This is a genomic window from Pseudomonas sp. Pse79, from assembly GCF_024519615.1.
Lineage (GTDB): Bacteria > Pseudomonadota > Gammaproteobacteria > Pseudomonadales > Pseudomonadaceae > Aquipseudomonas > Aquipseudomonas veronii.
The window spans coordinates 217,286-235,692 of sequence record NZ_JALJRR010000008.1 but is presented as its reverse complement, the minus strand read 5'-3'; the positions used below and the strand labels follow the sequence as shown (position 1 = coordinate 235,692).

Annotated in this window: 18 protein-coding genes and 4 tRNA genes; 11 read left to right on the top strand and 11 right to left on the bottom strand. The window is 61.0% G+C overall.

Annotation, left to right across the window (positions count from 1 at the left end; genetic code table 11):
• The first annotated feature begins 18 nt into the window (after positions 1-18).
• Positions 19-429 (top strand): hypothetical protein, encoded by a 411-nt coding sequence (locus NR164_RS13220; RefSeq protein WP_057004473.1) that lies wholly within the window; start codon positions 19-21, stop codon positions 427-429.
• On the opposite strand, the gene NR164_RS13215 is transcribed toward NR164_RS13220, so the two are convergent.
• Complete coding sequence (locus NR164_RS13215; RefSeq protein ID WP_164887010.1) at positions 426-587, bottom strand: hypothetical protein; 162 nt, start codon at positions 585-587, stop codon at positions 426-428. The genes NR164_RS13220 and NR164_RS13215 overlap by 4 nt on opposite strands.
• Positions 588-798: 211 nt before the next feature.
• Between NR164_RS13215 and NR164_RS13210 the strand changes: the two genes are divergently transcribed.
• Positions 799-1,461, top strand: coding sequence for a C39 family peptidase (locus NR164_RS13210; RefSeq protein ID WP_256822839.1), 663 nt, complete (start codon positions 799-801; stop codon positions 1,459-1,461).
• Positions 1,462-1,504: 43 nt separating this feature from the next.
• Here the strand turns inward: NR164_RS13210 and NR164_RS13205 are convergent, their stop codons facing one another.
• From NR164_RS13205 to NR164_RS13185, 5 genes are all read right to left on the bottom strand, one after another.
• Positions 1,505-2,206 carry a VIT family protein gene (locus NR164_RS13205; RefSeq protein WP_046382838.1) on the bottom strand — a complete coding sequence of 234 codons (702 nt, stop codon included), beginning with the start codon at positions 2,204-2,206 and terminating at the stop codon, positions 1,505-1,507.
• A gap of 13 nt (positions 2,207-2,219) precedes the next feature.
• Entirely contained in the window at positions 2,220-3,209 is a 990-nt protein-coding gene (locus NR164_RS13200; protein WP_256822843.1) for an FAD:protein FMN transferase, read from the bottom strand.
• Positions 3,199-5,379 carry a PepSY domain-containing protein gene (locus tag NR164_RS13195; RefSeq protein WP_256822838.1) on the bottom strand — a complete coding sequence of 727 codons (2,181 nt, stop codon included), beginning with the start codon at positions 5,377-5,379 and terminating at the stop codon, positions 3,199-3,201. Before NR164_RS13195 ends, NR164_RS13200 begins: the two co-directional genes overlap by 11 nt.
• 25 nt (positions 5,380-5,404) lie before the next feature.
• A complete protein-coding gene (locus NR164_RS13190) occupies positions 5,405-5,875 on the bottom strand; it encodes a DUF2271 domain-containing protein (RefSeq protein ID WP_017848221.1) in 471 nt (156 codons plus the stop codon).
• A gap of 82 nt (positions 5,876-5,957) precedes the next feature.
• The gene (locus tag NR164_RS13185) at positions 5,958-6,281 is read right to left on the bottom strand and encodes a PepSY domain-containing protein (RefSeq protein WP_256822837.1); all 324 of its coding nucleotides are present in this window, start codon (positions 6,279-6,281) and stop codon (positions 5,958-5,960) included.
• A 131-nt stretch (positions 6,282-6,412) separates the two neighbouring features.
• On the opposite strand from NR164_RS13185, the gene NR164_RS13180 reads away from it, so the two are divergent.
• Together NR164_RS13180 and NR164_RS13175 are read left to right on the top strand one after the other, a co-directional pair.
• On the top strand, positions 6,413-7,072 hold the full coding sequence (locus NR164_RS13180) for a response regulator transcription factor (protein ID WP_017848219.1): 660 nt from the start codon (positions 6,413-6,415) through the stop codon (positions 7,070-7,072).
• The gene (locus tag NR164_RS13175) at positions 7,069-8,403 is read left to right on the top strand and encodes a HAMP domain-containing sensor histidine kinase (protein ID WP_201021199.1); all 1,335 of its coding nucleotides are present in this window, start codon (positions 7,069-7,071) and stop codon (positions 8,401-8,403) included. Before NR164_RS13180 ends, NR164_RS13175 begins: the two co-directional genes overlap by 4 nt.
• 30 nt (positions 8,404-8,433) lie before the next feature.
• Here NR164_RS13175 and NR164_RS13170 read toward each other — a convergent pair whose 3' ends face one another.
• From NR164_RS13170 to folD, 5 genes are all read right to left on the bottom strand, one after another.
• On the bottom strand, positions 8,434-10,521 hold the full coding sequence (locus tag NR164_RS13170) for a TonB-dependent receptor (protein ID WP_086005487.1): 2,088 nt from the start codon (positions 10,519-10,521) through the stop codon (positions 8,434-8,436).
• A gap of 95 nt (positions 10,522-10,616) precedes the next feature.
• A complete protein-coding gene (locus NR164_RS13165; protein WP_126585755.1) occupies positions 10,617-11,006 on the bottom strand; it encodes a DUF2946 domain-containing protein in 390 nt (129 codons plus the stop codon).
• A 208-nt stretch (positions 11,007-11,214) separates the two neighbouring features.
• Positions 11,215-12,138: a D-alanyl-D-alanine endopeptidase gene (gene pbpG, locus NR164_RS13160; protein ID WP_017848215.1), complete on the bottom strand. Its 924-nt coding sequence runs from the start codon at positions 12,136-12,138 to the stop codon at positions 11,215-11,217.
• Between the two features lie 333 nt (positions 12,139-12,471).
• Positions 12,472-12,756, bottom strand: coding sequence for a hypothetical protein (locus tag NR164_RS13155; protein WP_046382845.1), 285 nt, complete (start codon positions 12,754-12,756; stop codon positions 12,472-12,474).
• A 141-nt stretch (positions 12,757-12,897) separates the two neighbouring features.
• On the bottom strand, positions 12,898-13,752 hold the full coding sequence (gene folD / locus NR164_RS13150) for a bifunctional methylenetetrahydrofolate dehydrogenase/methenyltetrahydrofolate cyclohydrolase FolD (protein WP_017848149.1): 855 nt from the start codon (positions 13,750-13,752) through the stop codon (positions 12,898-12,900).
• 275 nt (positions 13,753-14,027) lie between these two features.
• Here folD and NR164_RS13145 point away from each other — a divergent pair.
• The 7 genes from NR164_RS13145 (at position 14,028) to clpX (ending at position 18,341) form a co-directional block, all read left to right on the top strand.
• Positions 14,028-14,104 (top strand) — tRNA-Arg (locus NR164_RS13145).
• 32 nt (positions 14,105-14,136) lie between these two features.
• Positions 14,137-14,212: transfer RNA gene (locus NR164_RS13140), tRNA-His, on the top strand.
• A 57-nt stretch (positions 14,213-14,269) separates the two neighbouring features.
• A tRNA-Leu gene (locus NR164_RS13135) sits at positions 14,270-14,354 on the top strand.
• A gap of 77 nt (positions 14,355-14,431) precedes the next feature.
• Positions 14,432-14,507: transfer RNA gene (locus NR164_RS13130), tRNA-His, on the top strand.
• Positions 14,508-14,907: 400 nt separating this feature from the next.
• Entirely contained in the window at positions 14,908-16,218 is a 1,311-nt protein-coding gene (gene tig, locus NR164_RS13125; RefSeq protein WP_256822836.1) for a trigger factor, read from the top strand.
• A 91-nt stretch (positions 16,219-16,309) separates the two neighbouring features.
• On the top strand, positions 16,310-16,945 hold the full coding sequence (gene clpP / locus NR164_RS13120; RefSeq protein WP_017848147.1) for an ATP-dependent Clp endopeptidase proteolytic subunit ClpP: 636 nt from the start codon (positions 16,310-16,312) through the stop codon (positions 16,943-16,945).
• Between the two features lie 112 nt (positions 16,946-17,057).
• Positions 17,058-18,341 (top strand): ATP-dependent Clp protease ATP-binding subunit ClpX, encoded by a 1,284-nt coding sequence (gene clpX, locus NR164_RS13115; RefSeq protein WP_017848146.1) that lies wholly within the window; start codon positions 17,058-17,060, stop codon positions 18,339-18,341.
• The last annotated feature ends 66 nt before the right edge of the window (positions 18,342-18,407 follow it).

Here is an 18,407-nt window from a genome sequence, read left to right as displayed (position 1 = left end):
ATTCTTTGGAGTTCTGCCATGTCACTCAAACCGTTATTGCTGATTCCCGCCTTGAGCGCTGTGTTGTTACTGTCGGCCTGCGCCGGCCCGATGCCCAAAGCCGACCCCAGCGAAGCCTGGATCGGATTGAAAGAAGAAGCGCCGAATGACCTGATGGCCGAGCGCGTCGACGGCAAACGCGTGGATGACGGGCGCTTTTTCGAAGTGCCGCCGGGAGCCCATCGTTTGGATGTGACGTTGTTCGAGGAAGAGCCGGGCGACGATAACCAGCAGGACTGCCAGGGCCGCGTGGAGTACGAGAACTTCAAGGCGGGTGAACACTACACCCTGATCGAATCCAGCCTGGGCACCACCGTGCGCGCATCGCTTTTGGATGGTCACGGTAAGGAAGTCGCGGCAACGCAGGACTTCAATTGCATGCCTGGCTAGGCGTGATGCACCGCCGTCTTGTGCGGCTTGGCGGATGCAGCCGCTTTGACGTGGGGGTGATGGTGCCGACGGGTAATGCGCAACACCCCCCACAACATGGCGGCGGCCACTGCGAGCCAACCGCAGATCAACAGGAAAATCGTCGTTGCAAGGCTCATTCTGGCCTCCTTTCGCCCAGCAGGGCGCACACACAGTCTTCTCAATGGACAGTCTAGTCAGACGACGGTTGCCTGCTATTGACCAATGGTCGTGTCGATCCAACTTCTTTGCTCTATCCCGGGCGTTTTACTGCGGTTCAAGGCTATACCCGAGCGGAAGAGCGTCCTATGATCAGGGCCCTTACCGGCAGTTGATCAAGAGGGTAGAAAATTGCGGTTACGGTCCAACGTTACAACGTCCTTGCTGCTGGCCTGCACCCTGGGGCTCGCGGCCTGTTCCGGGCAGCCGTCGAAACTGCCGGGCCTGCCGGAGCGTGTCGAGCTCAATGGCGTGCCGACGTTTCGCAGCGACGCTTATCAAAGCGGTCCCACGGCGTTAGCCAGCATGCTGTCGCAACAAGGCATTGTCATGACACCGGGCTTGCTGGATAAGCCGCTGCACTTGCCGGGCGGCGAAGCGAACCTGGAGCGCAACATGCAGGTGCTGGCCCGTGAATACGGGTTGATGGTGTATCCGCTCGACGCCAAGCTCACCTCGGTGCTGGCGCAGGTGAGCGCGGGTTACCCGGTGATGGCGCGGATCGGCGGCGGCCTGTTGTCCAGCACGCACTACGTGGTCGTGGTGGGTTTCAACCAGCAGAAAAGCACGGTGCTGCTGCGCTCAGGCATGGATCGGCGGTTGTTGATGAGCTTCAGTGACTTTGAGTCGAAGTGGAGCAGCGCCGGTCACTGGGCAATCCTCACCCAGCGCCCGAGCCAGTTGCCGGCCAATGTGGATACGCAGCGCTGGCGCGAAGCGGCCAATACCACCGCGCAGGCCGGGCAAGAGCAGGCTGCGGCGCAGGCACTCAAGGTATTGGCCGAAAGAAAGTAAGACACACCGCGCCCGCCACGTTGGGGCGCGGTGTGTTTTCGCGCTACACCACAGCGCCGAACAATGCCCCGACGCTGGCCGTAATGCCCATGGCCAGCACGCCCCACAGGGTTACGCGCCAGGCGCCGACGAAGACTTTCGCCCCGCCGGCCCTGGCCGCCACGGCGCCAAGGCTGGCAAGAAACAGCAGGGACATGCCGCAGATCCACGGCACCACGCTGTGCTCTGGCGCGATGAGCGTCACCGCCAGCGGCAACGCGGCACCGACCACGAAACTCGCCGCCGAGGCCAGCGCCGCTTGCAGCGGTTTGGCGGTGAGGGCTTCGCTGATGCCCAGCTCGTCCCGGGCGTGAGCCCCCAAGGCGTCGTGCGCCATCAATTGGTCGGCGACCTGATGAGCCAATTCGGGTGATACACCACGCTGCATGTAGATGTTGGCAAGTTCGCGGTGTTCGGCTTTCGGGTTACTCGCCAGTTCCGCGCGTTCCCGTGCCAGGTCGGCGTGCTCGGTATCGGCCTGGGAATGCACCGAAACGTATTCGCCGGCCGCCATCGACATCGCCCCCGCCACCAGCCCGGCCATGCCGGTGACGATCAGCGAGGCGTGGCTGGCGTTGGCGGCGGCGACACCGATCAACAGGCTAGCGGTGGAGACGATGCCGTCATTGGCGCCCAGGACCGCGGCGCGCAGCCAGCCGATACGGTCACTGCGGTGGGATTCGGTGTGCCGGTGCATGAATTTCATCGGTGTGCGGGACTCACGTTCGTGGACGGGGTTGGGGCGGACGGCTTTCAATCTGCGCCTGCAGAATACCGCCGACAATCGATATTTCTTTGAGTTGTTCACCCTCGCGCAGCACGAACAACGCGTCCATCCCGCGAGCCTGCGCCAGGCGTGGGCCTTCGATTTCGCCCAGCACCATCAACGCCGTGGCCCAGGCATCGGCGAGCATGCACGAGGCGGCCACCACCGTGACGGCGGCGACGGTATTGCACAGCGGGGCGCCGGTGGCCGGGTTCATGGTGTGAGCATAGTGTCGGTCTTTCACGTCAATCCAGTGTCGGTAGTCGCCGGAGGTGGCGATGGCGGCGTCGCTGAGTTCCATGACCCCCATCACTTCACGCTGGCCACGGCTTGGTTTTTCAATGGCCACGACCCACGGTTGAGCATCCGGCTTGACGCCGCGGGCACGCATTTCGCCATCGATGCCGACCAGGTAGCGGGTCAGCCCGAAGCCGTCCAGGCAGCGCGCCAGTTCGTCGACGCCAAAGCCTTTGGCGATCCCGTTGAGGTTGAGGTGCAGCGGCGCGCGTTTGCGCACTTGGTGACGTTGCGTGTCCACCGTCAACGCCGCAGTGGCCGACAGACCGCTGCGTGACGGCAGGGCGTCGATGGTCTGTTCGGTGACCGAGGGTGCGCCGGGACCGAAGCCCCAGGCGTCCACCAGATCACCGACGGCGATGTCGAAAGCCCCGCCGGATTGCTGGCTGACCCGCAACGCGGCGGCCAACACCGTGGCCAGTTCCTGGGGCACCGGCAACCATGTTTGCTCGGGGCCGGCGTTGAGGCGGTTGAGGGCGGAATCGGCCTTCCAGGTGGACATCTGCTGGTCCACCCGGCCCACGGCCTGGGCCAGGCCGCGGTTGATCGCGTCGGTGTCGACGCCGGCCTCGGCATAGAACACGGCGGTATAGCGCGTGCCCATGGTCTCGCCGTTCAGGCTGTAGCGTTGGGGCTCAGTAGACATCTTCACGGTAGCGTCCTTGTGCTTTCAGGGCCAGCACACTCAGGTGGAGCGGGGCTAACACGTTATCCAGCGCTTGCATCACGCCTTTGGCCATTTCGCGGCTGCCGCACACCAGCACTTGGGCGCCGTTTTCGATCAGGGCGCGCAACGCCAGGGCATCGCCGAGCAACCGGTCTTGCACATAGCTGCGCTCCTGAACCTGGGAGAACGCCGCGCGCAATGCGGTCAGGCGGCGGTCGGCCAGGTAACGCTTGAGCTCCGGTTCATAGAGAAAATCCGAAGCCGGGTTGCGTCCGCCCCAATACAGGTGCATCGGGTGTTTGGCGGTGTTATGACGAATAAAACCGGCCAGGGGCCCGATACCGGTGCCGGCACCGATCAGAATCACCGGGTGCGCGCCCGACGCCGGACGAAATTGCGGATTGGGCTGGATGAACGCTTCGACCGACCCGCCGATCTTCAGCTCATGCAGGAACCCCGAGCATAGGCCACCTTCGTGTTTGCGCACGCAGATTTCCAGCGTGCCGTCTTCAGAGGAACTGGCCAGCGAGTAAAAGCGCGGCACCGGGTTGTCCGGCGGCAAAATGCCGACCAGATCGCCGGCCTGGAAGCTCGGTAGCGCGCCCGCGGCCTTGAAACGCAGGACGTGGGTCGGTGCGTTCACGGCTTCGCCATAGACGATGCGCTCGGTCAATTCCAGATGACGGGTGCGCGGGCGCTGCGCCGTGTGGATCAGCGGCAGGTCGTGGCCCAGTGGCGCCGCCAACGCATCGCCCCAGCGCGCAAATTCCTGCGAGGATTGACGGTTCACGGTTTCCAGCTCCAGCAATGGCGTGCCGCCGGCTTGTACCATCGCGTCCTGCACCTGATGGGCGTACTGACAGAATCGCGGAAACTGCCGGTCGCCAAACCCGAGTACCGCAAAGGGCAGGCCGGGTTTGAGGCCCACTTGCTGCAGCCGTGCCAGGAACTGCGCGGCCGACGCCGGTGCATCGCCGTCGCCGTGGGTGGCGGTGAGGATGAACAGGCGCTGGGCAGCGCGGTACTCGCCCTTCCAATCGTTCATCGCGGCGCTGTGAACCTGGTGCCCGGCCCGGTGCAACGCCGCGTGCAAGGTATTGGCAAAACCCCAGGTGCTGTTGGTTTCACTGCCTACCAGAATCACGCTGTCGGCGGCGTGGGCCGGGCTGTTATGGCGAATCTTCGGCGCGGCTTTGCGGCGGCGCCACCACAGCAGGATGCCGGTCACGCTCATCAACGGCACGCTGAGGGCGCTAACCCCGAGGATCAAGCCCAGCCACCAGAGGCCTTCGCCGGTGTGCAATTGATAGATCAGTTGATACAGGTTGTGCATTGAATCGTGGGTCTGATACGACAACAGCGTGCCGCTGACCGGGTCCACGTAGCCGTCACCCTGGGCGGTGCGCAGGGAAAACACGTCCTCGGGGTTACCGGGGCTCGGGTAAACCAGTTCGCGCAGGTCGTTCAGATCGATGGCCTGCAAGGCTTGCAGGTTGGCCACCGGCTGCGCCGCGCCGACGCTGATATGCGCGGGGAAGGCCGGCTCAGCCTGACTGCCGTCGGCGATCAAACCGAAGGTCGTGGCGCACATGTACAGCCCAGTCAAGGCCGACAGCAGCAGCCCGAGCACGGCCAGGCGCCCGACTTCGGCGTGCCAGCGCTGGCTGAACGAGCCGCGCAGCGGCCGCAACAGGTTGCGCAGGCCACCCAGGCGGCGCGCCAGCAACAGCGCGCCGGACACGCAAAGCATCAACATGAAAAGTGCGCCGACGCCTGCGATCCCATGCCCGGTGGTACCCATGAACAGCGAGCGGTGCAGGTCTTTTACCCAGCGCGAAACGGCGGATGGCTCATAGGGCCCGAGGCCCTGGCCGGTCAGTGGATCGACGGTTTGCGCACCCGCCTGGCCGTCCTGGTTGTAGTAGATGATCACCGTTCCGGAGGCGCTGCGCTGGATCTGCTCCACCCCCGGAAAGTGGTTGGCGATGCGTCCCGCCAACTGGCCGACATTGAGCTGCCCGGCCGCGGTTGACGTGCCGTGCAGGCGTTCCAAAGCCGGATTGACGGACAGCACTGCGCCGCTGATGGCCAATATAATGACCAACAGGGCGGCGATCAGACCGGGCAGTGAATGGAACTGGCGAAGCATGTTCAGCCTCCAGAAGTCGCAGGTGTTACAGGTCGTAGGTAAAGGACTCGACATAAGTGCTGCCGCTGACCGGCTTGCCCGACCCGGCCGATGTCAGCGGGACACTGACGTCGGCGCGGCTGTCGCGCTTGTCTTCCACGGCGCTGTCGATACGGATCTGATACCCGGCGTCGATCAAGGTGTCAGCCAGTTCCACGCTGACGGTGAGGCTGCGGCCGCTGCCGACACTGGCGCCGCTGAGGCCGTCAAACTCGCTCGGCTTCATGGCGCTGCCACGCGCCCAGTCGCTCAGGTGCCGGTAGTACTTGGCCTTTTTGCCGGCGACCCAGAGGGTTTTCTGGTACTGGCCGTTGGCGTCGGTGACATAGATCGCCAGGTACGCGCCGTTGCCGCTGTAGTCCTTGAGTTGGGTGGTCAGGGTCACTTCGCGGGCCTGGGCCAGACCTGGCAGGGCAATGGCGCCGGCGAGGCAGGTTGCAGCAATGATCTTTTTCATGATGATGTCCTGGTTGAACGTTATGGCGAGAGCCTGGACCTGCTGGCTGACAGCAACCTGAAAGCCGTGGAAAAACCGCTGATCATTCCGATCCAGGGCGGTTGAGGTAATCCCGGGCGTCGCCGTTGGCGCCAAAATGGATTTCCAGTTTGCGCAGACGAAGCGAGGCGGGTGCGTAGCTGGCTTCGATCGCATTGCCCTTGCGGTCGATGCCCCTGAGTTCATAGCAGCCGTCGTCGACCTTGATGCGTTGCACGCTCCAGCCGTATTGCTGTTCCACTTGCTGGCGCAGGGTTTCGCGTGGTTGCCAGTCGCTGACCGGCTCGCTGCAGTCGTCGTCGGCCAAGGCGTTTGCGCCGAGCAGGACGCCCAGCAGTGCGGTGCTGACAATAAAAGCTGATTTCATGATCTGTCTCCGGCCGGATTGGCATTTGCGGCTTACCCTAAAGGGCATTCCTGACAACCAGCTGAATCTTCAGATTCACGTCAGGTAAGCTCGGTAAGGTGCGGCACGACAACCACCACAGGAGGTGCCAGATGCGGGTTTTATTGGTCGAGGATGCACCCGGGCTGGGCGAGGCGGTGCGCGAACAGATTGCCGACGACGGCCATGCGGTCGATTGGGTGCAGCGCCTGGAGCATGCGAACAACAGCGTGCGCAGCACGCCGTATGATCTGATCCTGCTGGACCTGATGCTACCCGACGGTCGCGGGCTGGACTTTCTGCGCCAGCAGCGTTCGGCCGGCAATGTGACCCCGGTGATCATCCTCACCGCCCAGGACCAGATATCCGATCGTATCGCCGGCCTCAACGCCGGGGCCGACGATTACCTGGTCAAACCGTTCGACCTGTTCGAGCTGTCGGCCCGGGTAGCCGCCGTGGCCCGCCGTTACAGCGGCAACCCCAACCCGCAGATCAAACTCGGCGAGTTGCAGATCGATATGAACGCGCGCACCGTGCAGCGTGCCGGCATCACCGTCGACCTGACGGCGCGCGAATGGGCGCTGTTCGAGGCGTTCGTGCAGCGCCCCACGGCGTTGTTGTCGAAGTCGCAGCTCGAAGAGCGCCTGTACGCCTTCGGTGCGGAAATCGAGAGCAACACCATCGAGGTCTATATCAGCCGCCTGCGCAAAAAACTCGGGCGCGACCTGCTGGAAACCGTGCGTGGCATGGGTTATCGGTTGATGGCCGGATGAAGTCGCCGATCAGCCTGCAAAAACGCCTCGGCCTCGGGTTGACCCTGGGCATGACCTTGCTCTGGCTGGGGGCGACCGTCGGCGCCTGGCTGGTGGTGCAACACGAATTGAACGAGGCGTTCGACAGCGCCCTGGAAGAGACCGCGCAACGCATCCTGCCCCTGGCCGTGCTGGAAATCAGCAACCGCGAAGAGCCGCGCACTGCCCAGCACGTCGCCACCCTGAAGATGCACAAGGAATACCTGACGTACCTGGTGCGCGATGCCCAGGGCCAGATTCTGATGCAGTCCCATGACGCCAACCCGAAGATCTTCAACGAACACCCGAGCGAAGGGTTTTCCACCACCCGAAAATACCGGCTGTACGGCGCGAGTGCGCTGCGCGATACGCTGTTCATTGAGATCGCCGAGCCGCTGGGGCATCGCCGTGAGGCGGCGCGGGAAGCCTTGTTGGCCCTGTTGATGCCGTTATTGGCGCTGATCCCCATCAGCCTGTTGGGCACATGGTTGTTTGTGCGCTTCAGCCTGCGCAGCGTATTGGCTTATCGCCGTGCCGTGGAAGCGCGTGGTGTGGGGGATTTGTCGCCGATCAGCGTGGCGCGGCTGCCGGCTGAAATCGACCCGTTGGCCGACGCGGTCAACCACCTGCTGGAGCGCTTGCGCAAGGCCTTGGAGGCCGAGCGCAGCTTCACCGCCAACAGCGCCCACGAGTTGCGCACGCCATTGGCGGCGACGCTGGCGCAGATCCAGCGTTTGCGCCAGGAAGCGCCGGAAGGCCCGTTGCGCGTGCGTGCGGCGAAGATCGAACACGCCTTGCGCGAACTGGCGCGGCTTTCGGAAAAACTCATGCAGTTGGCCAAGGCCGAGGGCGGCGGGTTGTTGTCCGAGGCGCCCCAGGACCTGATTCCCTTACTGGCCCATGGGGTCGATGAGTGGAACCGCAGCAGCGGGCAGCGCATCCGCTTGCAACTGCCGAGCGAGGGCAGCGTGTATTGCGCGATCGACCCGGACGCGTTCGGCATCCTGCTGCGCAACTTGATCGAGAATGCGTTGAAGTACGGCGCGGCGGATCAACCGGTCGACGTCAGCCTCACGGACGATGCGTTGCTGCGGGTGGTCAACGGCGGACCGGCCGTGCCGGCGCCGGTGTTGCAGCGCCTGACCGAACGCTTCGTGCGCGGCAGCAGCGAAGCCAGCGGCAGCGGATTGGGCCTGGCGATTGCCAAGACCATCGTCCATGGGGTCAAGGCGCACATGACCCTGGCGTCGCCGGCCACAGGCCGGGACGACGGGTTTGAAGTGAACGTTCAGTTTTTGCGCTTGCCGGCCTGAACGTTCATCGCGCCCCGGCGGCGCTGCCGATCAGAAGTCGACGGTGACGCCTGTGTACAGCGCGCGCCCGTCGCCGGGTGAGTGCAGCGAGGCCTGGGCGCCGTCCGGGTCATACCAGACGTATTCGTAGTAGCGGTTGGTGAGGTTTTTCAACTGCAGGTCGACACTGACCGATTCGGTCACCTGGTAAGTCGCGCCGAGGTTCATCAAGACGTAGCCGCCGTAAGTGCCCTTGGTGTTCTCACGTTCCAGGTAGTAATTCGTCTGGCCGTTCATCCACGCCGTCAACTGCAGGGCCCGCGTGGCCTTGTAGCTGACGCCGGCGTTGTACAGGTGATGCGGGATGTGGTCGATTTCCTGGCCTTTGCTGTTGGGCAAGGTCGCGCTGGGCTGGAGGATTTTCGAGTACTGCCAGGAGTAGGCCATCCAGATTTCGGTGCGTTCGTCCGGGTGCAGATTGACTTGCGCGTCGTAACCCCAGCGCCGGGTTTCGCCGACGTTGTCCGACTCGCCGCTCGGGTCGTTGAGGCGGCGACTGACTTCACCGCTGGCTTCTTGCTGCCAATAGGCGATGCGGCCGTCGATCCAGTCCGCCGGGGTGAACTTGATCCCGGTTTCCCAGCCGTCGTTGATCGACGGCGCCAGGTTGGTATCCCGCGGTGGAATCTTATAGGCCGCCGCGCCGGTGCCGACCTGGAAGGTCCGCCCCCAGTTGGCATAGACGCTGGCCACGTCCCACGGTGAATACACCACGCTGAGCTTGGGTTGTTTGATCAGCCCATAGTCGTTGATGTCGTAGTCCATGCCGGTCATTTCGTTGGTGAAGTCGCCCTGGATCTTATCGACGCGATACGCCGGGACGATTTTCAGCGACTCGAACGGCTTGATCTCGGCCTGGACATAGGCGCCGTAGGTGTCGAAGTCGAATCGCTGGTCGCGGGTTTGGGCCAGGCGCAGGCGGTCCTTGGTGCGGTAGCGCTCGCTCTTGTTCTGCTGCTGCTGCATGTCCGCGCCGCCTTCCAGGGCGAAGTCGTACAGCCAGCTGACTTGCGGGCGCCAGGTCAGGGAGGTGAGGGCGCCGTACTGGGTTTCGTAGGCGTCGCGCTCCTGCTGGGCGCTGGTGCGCCAGTATTGCGTCCAGCGCCGGTCGTCGAAGGTGTTGACGTAGGTTTTTGCCGACCAGGCCAGCGTCTCGGCCAGGTCGGTGTCGAAGTGCAGGCTGACCTGGTTCATCCGCCGCGTGCCTTTGTCGGTGGCGTTGTAGCTGTTGGTCATGGTCGGGTGCTGGTGGGCGTCCTCTTCACTCAAGTAGCCGGGTTCCTGCGCCTCGGTTTCGTAGTGACGGGCGATCAGGCCGATGCGGTAGCTGTTGTCGTCCGGGGTGTAGAACCATTTGCCGGACATGGAAAACTTGTCCGCCTCGGCGTGATCGCGGTAACCGTCGGATTTCTGGTAGGCGAAGAAGTAGTTCTGCGTCCAGTTGCTGCCTTCGATGCCTTTGGCCAGCTGGGTTTCCTGGGTGTTGTAACTGCCATAGCGCACCCGCGCCTTGGTGTAGTCGCCGCCGGTGCGGGTCAGCATATTGACGTTGCCGGCGATGTTGTTCAGGCCGTAGCGCGCATCGCTGGTGCCGCGCACCACTTCGATGCTGTCCAGCTCCATGGGGAAAATCATGTCCATGAACGGCATGTTGCCGTCGTTGCTGTTGCTCGGGATGCCGTCGATCAGCAACTTCACTGCGTTGACTTCGCCTTCGCCGTTGAAGCCGCGAAAGGAAATCTTGCCGGAGGTGGTGCCTTGGTTGAACTCGGTGAGGATCACCCCCGGCGCGCGACTGAACAGTTCCCAGCTGTAGTTGACCGGCATTTTTTCGAGGATGTCGGCGCCGAGAATGTCCACCGAGCTGAGCACGCTGCTGGTGCTCAGCGGGCCGCTGCTGGCGCTGGCGCCCTGGACCGTGACGGTGCCGAGGGTGAGGGTGGAGTCTTCGGTTTTACCGGTTTCGGCCAGTGCCGAGGACAGCGGGTTGAGGGCGAACAGGCCGATGGACAGCAAGGGCCATAGCGGGCGGGACACAGAGACACGCTTTGCGCGAGGCAAAGTCATTCGAGCAGGCATAACGCACCATTCCTGATGATCAAGACACTTCGAGGACGCCCAGGCGGGCGGCTGACAAGCAGATCGCGCCGCCTATGGGGCGGCGCGGGTGTCGATCAAACGGTAGGGGAGGCGCGCGGGCTCAGGCTCGGCCAGCGGATTCTGGGGTGCAGCGTCGGCAACTCGGGGTTGTCGAGGGTGGTGTCGGGGGCGTATCGCGGTAGGAAATGTCTGTAGTAGTCGGACGGCAGCGCCGCCAGTCCGGCATGACCGCAGCAGCAATCGCTGTGTTTCATGGCGGTTTTCGACGGCGCCGACTGGAGCGGGTCGATCAGCTTGCTCAAGTTGGGAGGCAGCGCTTGCGAGGCGCCCCCCGAGCAGAATCCGCCCCACATCAACAGTCCCATGTCCGGCGTCTGCATGGCGCGGCTGAGCGGCATGGCCAGCATGTTCAGCACGATGGCCAGGCAGGCTAGCCAGGGACTGATGCGTTTGAGACGAGCCATGAACGAAGTCGACTGAAAGGGGTGAACATTTAGCGGCAGTTCAGGCGCAAAGTAAAAGCCTGTCTGTGCGCTATTTTGCCGCAGATCGTGGGCGTGATCCGCAACTCCGGTTAGCGATGCAACGGCCTGTTTTTGCGTGGCTTATGCCGAAAAAAATGCCCCGAGCATGTCGGGGCATTGGTCAGGCGGGCGTTTTGGGGGGCGCCGTTCAGCGACGAACCTCTGTCGCGTTCGGGCGGTTTTTCAGGTTCTTGTCGGCCTTGTAGCGCAACGCAACGTCCGGCACCGAACCGCTCTTGCCGGTCTCGACCCAGTTGCGGATACGGCTGGCGTCGGCGAAGTGGGTGAACTTGCCGAAGGCGTCGAGGATCACCAGCGACACCGGGCGGTTACCCATGCTGGTCACCAGCACCAGGCAGTGGCCGGCCTGGTTGGTGAAGCCGGTCTTGGTCAGCTTGATGTCCCAGTTGGCGCGGTTGATCAGGTGGTCGGTGTTGGAGAAACCCAAGGTGTAGTTGGGCTTGCGGAACGCCACGGTCTTTTCCTTGGTGGTGCTCAATTGGCTCAGCATCGGGAATTTGCGCGCGTAGGCCAGCAGCTTGCTCAGGTCCCTGGCGGTCGACACGTTATGGATGGACAGGCCGGTAGGTTCGACGTAATGGGTGCTGGTCATGCCCAGCGCCTTGGCCTTGGCGTTCATCGCCGCAATGAAGGCTGCGTAGCCGCCCGGGTAGTGGTGAGCCAGGCTCGCGGCGGCGCGGTTTTCCGAGGACATCAGGGCGATCAGCAACATCTCTTTGCGCGGCATCTGGCTGCCGATTTTCACCCGGGAGAACACGCCTTTCATTTCCGGCGTGTCGGTGATGTTGATGTCGATGTACTCGTCCATGTTCTGCTTGGCTTCGAGCACGATCAGGCCGGTCATGAGCTTGCTCACGGAAGCGATCGGCACCACCACGTCCGGGTTGCTGGAATAGATGACTTTGTTGGTTTGCAGATCGACCAGCATGGCGCTGCCGGAAGCGATTTGCAGTTTTGAGGTGTCACGCGGGGCCAGGGTGGTTTCGGCGGCGTGCGCAAAGGTGCCGGTGAAAGCAAATAAAAGGCTGACGAGAGAGAGACGAATTTTCACGCGGATGAACTCGCTAAAAAAAGTAAGAAATACCGTTCTGCAACGGGCTTTATGAAAAATGACGTTACATTTTAGGAGTATGGATCAGAAAACGATAGAGAGCCTTTAAATAAAGGCTGTAAGGCGATGATTGGTTAGGCTTGTAGCCCATCGCGGGCAAAAAAAGGCCCGCTATGAGGGCGGGTCTAATGGGGATTTTCAAAGGAGTAGAGGTAGGTTGCGCCCGATCCTGTCGATGGCGGGTGAAAAGGATGTCGAAGAAACGCGAAACCGGGTGCTGCGCCTGGGTGAACGAGTCGGATGTTCGGGGGCGTGTTCTATTGGGCAAGCCCGTCAGCGTCGGCAGTTCAAGGCGGCTACCTGCATTTTGCCAGCGTCCCCCACATTGACGATGCTCAGGCTGTCAGCGCCAGCCTCGGCGGCTTTATTGAATGCCGTGTTCAGAGCGTCGCCGTTGGATGAGCCCTGCACCGTGAAGGCTTTGACGACGTGGCAAGCGTGGGCGGATGAGGCCGTGACGAGGTTGACCTGTTTGCCCGCTTCAGTCAGTTGGGTGGTGCAAGCGGGAATCAATACCGCGATGAGGATCAGCAGAGGGGCGGCATGTAGGTTGCGCATGGCTAAAGCACTCCTGGGGTTCCTGCGGCATCTGGCGGGTGCCGAACATGTCAGCCGCGGATGCACGATAGCAGAGCGTGAGGTTCATCAGAAACCAAAAGCCCTGCGACAAGGCAGGGCTCTTTTCAGCGCGGCAGTTGATCAGCCGTGCAGGGTTTCTGCTGCATACAGCGTGTTTTCCAGCAGGCAGGCACGGGTCATCGGGCCAACGCCACCCGGTACCGGGGTGATCCAGCCGGCACGGGGCAGGGCGGTTTCGTACACTACGTCGCCGACCAGCTTGCCGTCTGCCTGACGGTTGATGCCGACGTCGATGACGATCGCGCCTTCCTTGATCCACTCACCTTTGACCAGGCCCGGCTTGCCGGCAGCCACTACCACCAGGTCGGCGCGGCCGACGTGACCGGCGAGGTCCTTGGTGAAGCGGTGGGTCACGGTCACGGTGCAGCCGGCGAGCAGCAGTTCCATGGCCATCGGGCGCCCGACGATATTGGAGGCGCCGACGATCACGGCGTCGAGGCCGTAAAGGTTGACGCCGGTGCTTTCCAGCAGGGTCATGATGCCTTTGGGCGTGCATGGGCGCAGCAGCGGGATGCGCTGGGCCAGGCGGCCGACGTTATACGGGTGGAAACCGTCGACGTCTTTGTCCGGGCGGATGCGTTCGAGCAACTGGGAGGCGTCCAGGTGCGCGGGCAATGGCAGTTGCACCAGGATACCGTCGATGTTCGGGTCATCGTTGAGGCCGTCGATCAGGTCGGTAAGGGCCTGCTGGGTGGTCTCGGAAGGCAGGTCGTAGGCCTTGGAAATAAAGCCGACCTCTTCACAGTCTTTACGCTTGTGCGAGACATAAACCTGAGACGCAGGATCGCTGCCGACCAGGATCACCGCGAGGCCAGGCGTGCGCAAGCCTTGCTGGCTACGCTCGGTGACGCGTTTGGCGATCTGCTGGCGCAGGCTGGCGGCGATTGATTTGCCGTCGATAAGTTGTGCAGTCATTACGCGTGATTAACCATCGAGAGGGGGAAGAAAAGTGCGCGCATTCTCGCATGCCAAGACGTGGGGGCAAAGGCGCTTGGTCTGCAAATTGGCCTAACCCCTTAAATAAAATGAATTTTTTTCAAAAAAGATTTGACGGCTTTCCGGCGCGTCTATACTATTCGTCGCACTTGTCGGGCACAGCCTAGCACTGGTTAAGAAGGTCTAGCAGGATTGTTGTTCTGCAAGGCTGGAAGCACTTAGTTTGTAATCCTCCAAGAGTACAGATTAATCAGGCGCCCGTAGCTCAGCTGGATAGAGCATCCGCCTTCTAAGCGGATGGTCGCAGGTTCGAGTCCTGCCGGGTGCGCCATTAGGCAGCTTTGGCACAAGTAGCGTTAGATGGTGGGCGTAGCTCAGTTGGTAGAGCACGGGATTGTGACTCCCGTTGTCGAGGGTTCGATCCCCTTCGTCCACCCCATATTTTGAAAAGGCGCCAGATTAATCATCTGGCGCCTTTGCTTTAAGAGCTTCAAGCGCGGATGTGGTGGAATTGGTAGACACACTGGATTTAGGTTCCAGCGCCGCGAGGCGTAAGAGTTCGAGTCTCTTCATCCGCACCAATTAAAGCTTTGCCCGGCCGGAAGGCGGGGTCAGGCTCGACAAAGAAGTGGTTTGGTTTCTTTGTTAACGCAATATGGTGGGCGTAGCTCAGTTGGTAGAGCACGGGATTGTGACTCCCGTTGTCGAGGGTTCGATCCCCTTCGTCCACCCCATATTCGAAAGGCGCCAGATTTAACAGTCTGGCGCCTTTTTTGTTTTAGTGGTTCGAGTATTCCGCGGCTGCAGGTTCTGGGTCGCAAGGCAGGGCGTTTCGTCGTATTTATGTGTCTCGATGATGCCGCGCTGCCTGCCGGTCCTGTTCGCAGGGGCGGCCGTCAGGGAGATGATTGGCGACTTCTTCTATATATAGAAGGGTCGGCGCAGAGCCCTGGCACGATTGGCTGTATTTGTCACCGGGGCGAGGCGCAACAGTGTCTTCGTACCGATAAATTGCCTGCTGTTTTTTTACCCGTTTCCAGTAGGGTGACTTCTTGAGTTTGACCCACTAGAATGCATGCCCTTGATTCTGGGGTCGGAAACGGCCGGCTAACGTCTGTGCAACGAGGAATATCCATGCAAGTTTCTGTTGAAAATACTACTGCTCTCGAGCGCCGCCTGAGCATCACCGTGCCGGCAGAGCGCATCGAGACTGCGGTCAACAAGCGTCTGCAGCAGACTGCCCAAAAGGCCAAGATCGCTGGCTTCCGTCCAGGCAAAGTGCCAATGAGCGAAATCAAGCGCCGTTTTGGTGCTGATGCGCGTCAGGAAGCGGTAGGCGACGTGATCCAGGCGTCGTTCTACGAAGCGGTTGTCGAGCAAAAGCTGAACCCGGCTGGTTCGCCTTCGATCGAGCCTAAGTCCCTGGAAGCGGGCAAGGACCTGGAATACGTTGCTGTATTCGAAGTGTTCCCAGAGTTCGAAGTTGCCGGCTTCGACGGTATCACGATCGAGCGCCTGAGCGCCGAAGTGGCTGATGCCGACCTGGACAACATGCTGGAAATCCTGCGCAAGCAGAACACCCGTTTCGAAGTGGCCGAACGTGCTGCCCAGAACGAAGACCAGCTGAACATCGATTTCGTGGGCAAGGTTGACGGCGAAGCATTCGCTGGCGGCTCCGCCAAGGGTACTCAGCTGGTGCTGGGTTCCAACCGCATGATCCCGGGTTTCGAAGACGGCCTGGTTGGCGCAAAAGCCGGCGAAGAGCGCGTTCTGAACCTGACTTTCCCGGCTGACTACCAGAACCTGGACCTGGCCGGCAAAGCCGCCGAGTTCACCGTGACGGTCAACAGCGTGTCCGAGCCTAAGCTGCCAGAGCTGAACGAAGAGTTCTTCGCTCAATTCGGCATCAAGGAAACCGGCATCGACGGCTTCCGCACCGAAGTTCGCAAGAATATGCAGCGCGAGCTGCGTCAGGCCATCAAGTCCAAGGTCAAGAACCAGGTCATGGACGGTCTGCTGACCGCCAACCCGATCGAAGTGCCTAAGGCTTTGCTGTCCAACGAAGTGGATCGCCTGCGCGTACAAGCCGTTCAGCAGTTTGGTGGCAACATCAAACCTGACCAACTGCCGGCCGAGCTGTTCGAAGAGCAAGCCAAGCGCCGCGTCGTGCTGGGCCTGATCGTGGCTGAAGTGGTCAAGCAGTTCGACCTCAAGCCTGACGAAGACCGCGTTCGTGAAATGATCCAGGAAATGGCTTCGGCCTACCAGGAGCCTGAGCAGGTTGTGGCTTGGTACTACAAGAACGACCAGCAGCTGAACGAAGTACGTTCGGTTGTGCTGGAAGAACAAGTTGTGGATACTGTTCTGCAGAAGGCTAAGGTGACCGATAAAGCGGTCTCTTACGAAGAAGCAGTCAAGCCGGCGGAAGCAGCACAAGCCGACTGATTGTCCAACTCGTTTGAAATACAACCATAAGCCAGCCTCGCGCTGGCTTATGCGTTTTCAAGACATGACTATTTGGGAGTAACTGCAGAGCATGTTCCGTAATTCCTATATTCAGCAGAACTCTGATATCCAGGCCGCAGGCGGCCTGGTCCCGATGGTTGTCGAGCAGTCCGCTCGTGGCGAACGCGCCTACGACATCTACTCGCGCCTGCTCAAGGAGCGAGTGATCTTTTTGGTGGGGCCGGTAGAGGACTACATGGCCAACCTGATTTGTGCGCAACTGCTGTTCCTTGAAGCGGAAAACCCGGACAAGGACATCCATCTTTACATTAACTCGCCGGGCGGTTCGGTGACCGCGGGCATGTCGATCTACGACACCATGCAGTTCATCAAGCCAAACGTGTCGACCACCTGCATCGGCCAAGCCTGCAGCATGGGCGCTTTCCTGCTGACCGCAGGTGCCGAAGGCAAGCGTTACTGCCTGCCGAACTCGCGCGTGATGATTCACCAGCCACTGGGCGGTTTCCAGGGCCAGGCATCGGACATCGAAATCCATGCCAAGGAAATCCTCTTTATTCGTGAGCGTCTTAACACGCTGATGGCCAAGCACAGCGGGCACACCTTGGAAGAAATCGAGCGTGATACCAACCGTGACAATTTCATGAGCGCCGAAGCCGCGCGTGATTACGGGTTGATCGACGCAGTGATTGACAAGCGCCCCGCTTAATATAAGCAGCTCAAAATAGGCCAGGTCGGCAAGTCCGATCACCTGCGGGCTTGAAAAAGCCCGCATAAGCCTTCATCTTGTGTTGCAAGCCTATCGGATTTGGATCGAACGAATGACTGACACCCGCAACGGCGAGGACAACGGCAAGCTGCTCTATTGCTCCTTCTGTGGCAAAAGCCAGCATGAAGTACGCAAATTGATTGCCGGCCCCTCGGTCTTTATCTGCGACGAGTGCGTCGACCTGTGCAATGACATCATCCGTGAGGAGGTGCAGGAAGCCCAGGCCGAAAGCAGCGCGCATAAATTGCCTTCGCCTAAAGAAATCAGCGGCATCCTTGATCAGTACGTGATTGGTCAAGAGCGTGCAAAAAAGGTTCTGGCCGTAGCGGTGTACAACCACTACAAGCGTTTGAACCAGCGTGACAAGAAAAACGACGAAGTCGAGCTCGGCAAGAGCAACATCTTGCTGATCGGTCCTACAGGCTCGGGTAAAACCCTGCTTGCGGAAACCCTTGCTCGCCTGCTGAACGTTCCGTTCACCATCGCCGACGCCACCACCCTCACCGAGGCTGGCTACGTGGGTGAGGACGTCGAGAACATCATTCAGAAGTTGCTGCAGAAGTGCGACTACGACGTAGAGAAGGCCCAGATGGGTATCGTCTACATCGACGAAATCGATAAGATTTCGCGCAAGTCCGACAACCCGTCGATCACTCGGGATGTTTCCGGTGAAGGCGTGCAGCAAGCCTTGTTGAAACTGATCGAAGGCACGGTTGCTTCCGTACCGCCACAAGGCGGCCGCAAGCATCCACAGCAGGAATTCCTTCAGGTTGATACGCGCAATATCCTGTTCATCTGCGGCGGTGCGTTCTCCGGTCTGGAAAAGGTTATTCAAAACCGTTCCACCCGTGGCGGCATCGGCTTCAGTGCGGAAGTGCGCAGCAAGGAAGAAGGCAAGAAGGTGGGCGAGTCCCTGCGTGAAGTCGAACCTGACGATCTGGTCAAGTTTGGTCTGATCCCGGAATTCGTTGGTCGTCTGCCGGTCCTGGCGACGTTGGACGAGCTGGATGAGGCTGCTCTGATTCAGATCCTCACCGAGCCGAAAAACGCCCTGACCAAACAATATGCCAAGCTGTTCGAAATGGAAGGCGTAGACCTCGAGTTCCGTACCGACGCACTCAAATCAGTGGCCAAGCGGGCACTGGAGCGCAAAACCGGTGCGCGTGGCCTGCGTTCGATCCTCGAAGGCGTATTGCTCGACACCATGTACGAAATCCCCTCGCAGTCCGAGGTGAGCAAAGTGGTGATCGACGAAAGCGTTATCGAAGGCAAGTCCAAGCCACTGTATATCTATGAAAACAGTGAGCCGGCTGCCAAGGCTGCGCCAGACGCGTAAGCGTCCGGCTGCTGCATAACAACAAGGGGCCTTTAGGGGCCCCTTTTGTTTTAAGGGCGTGTTTTT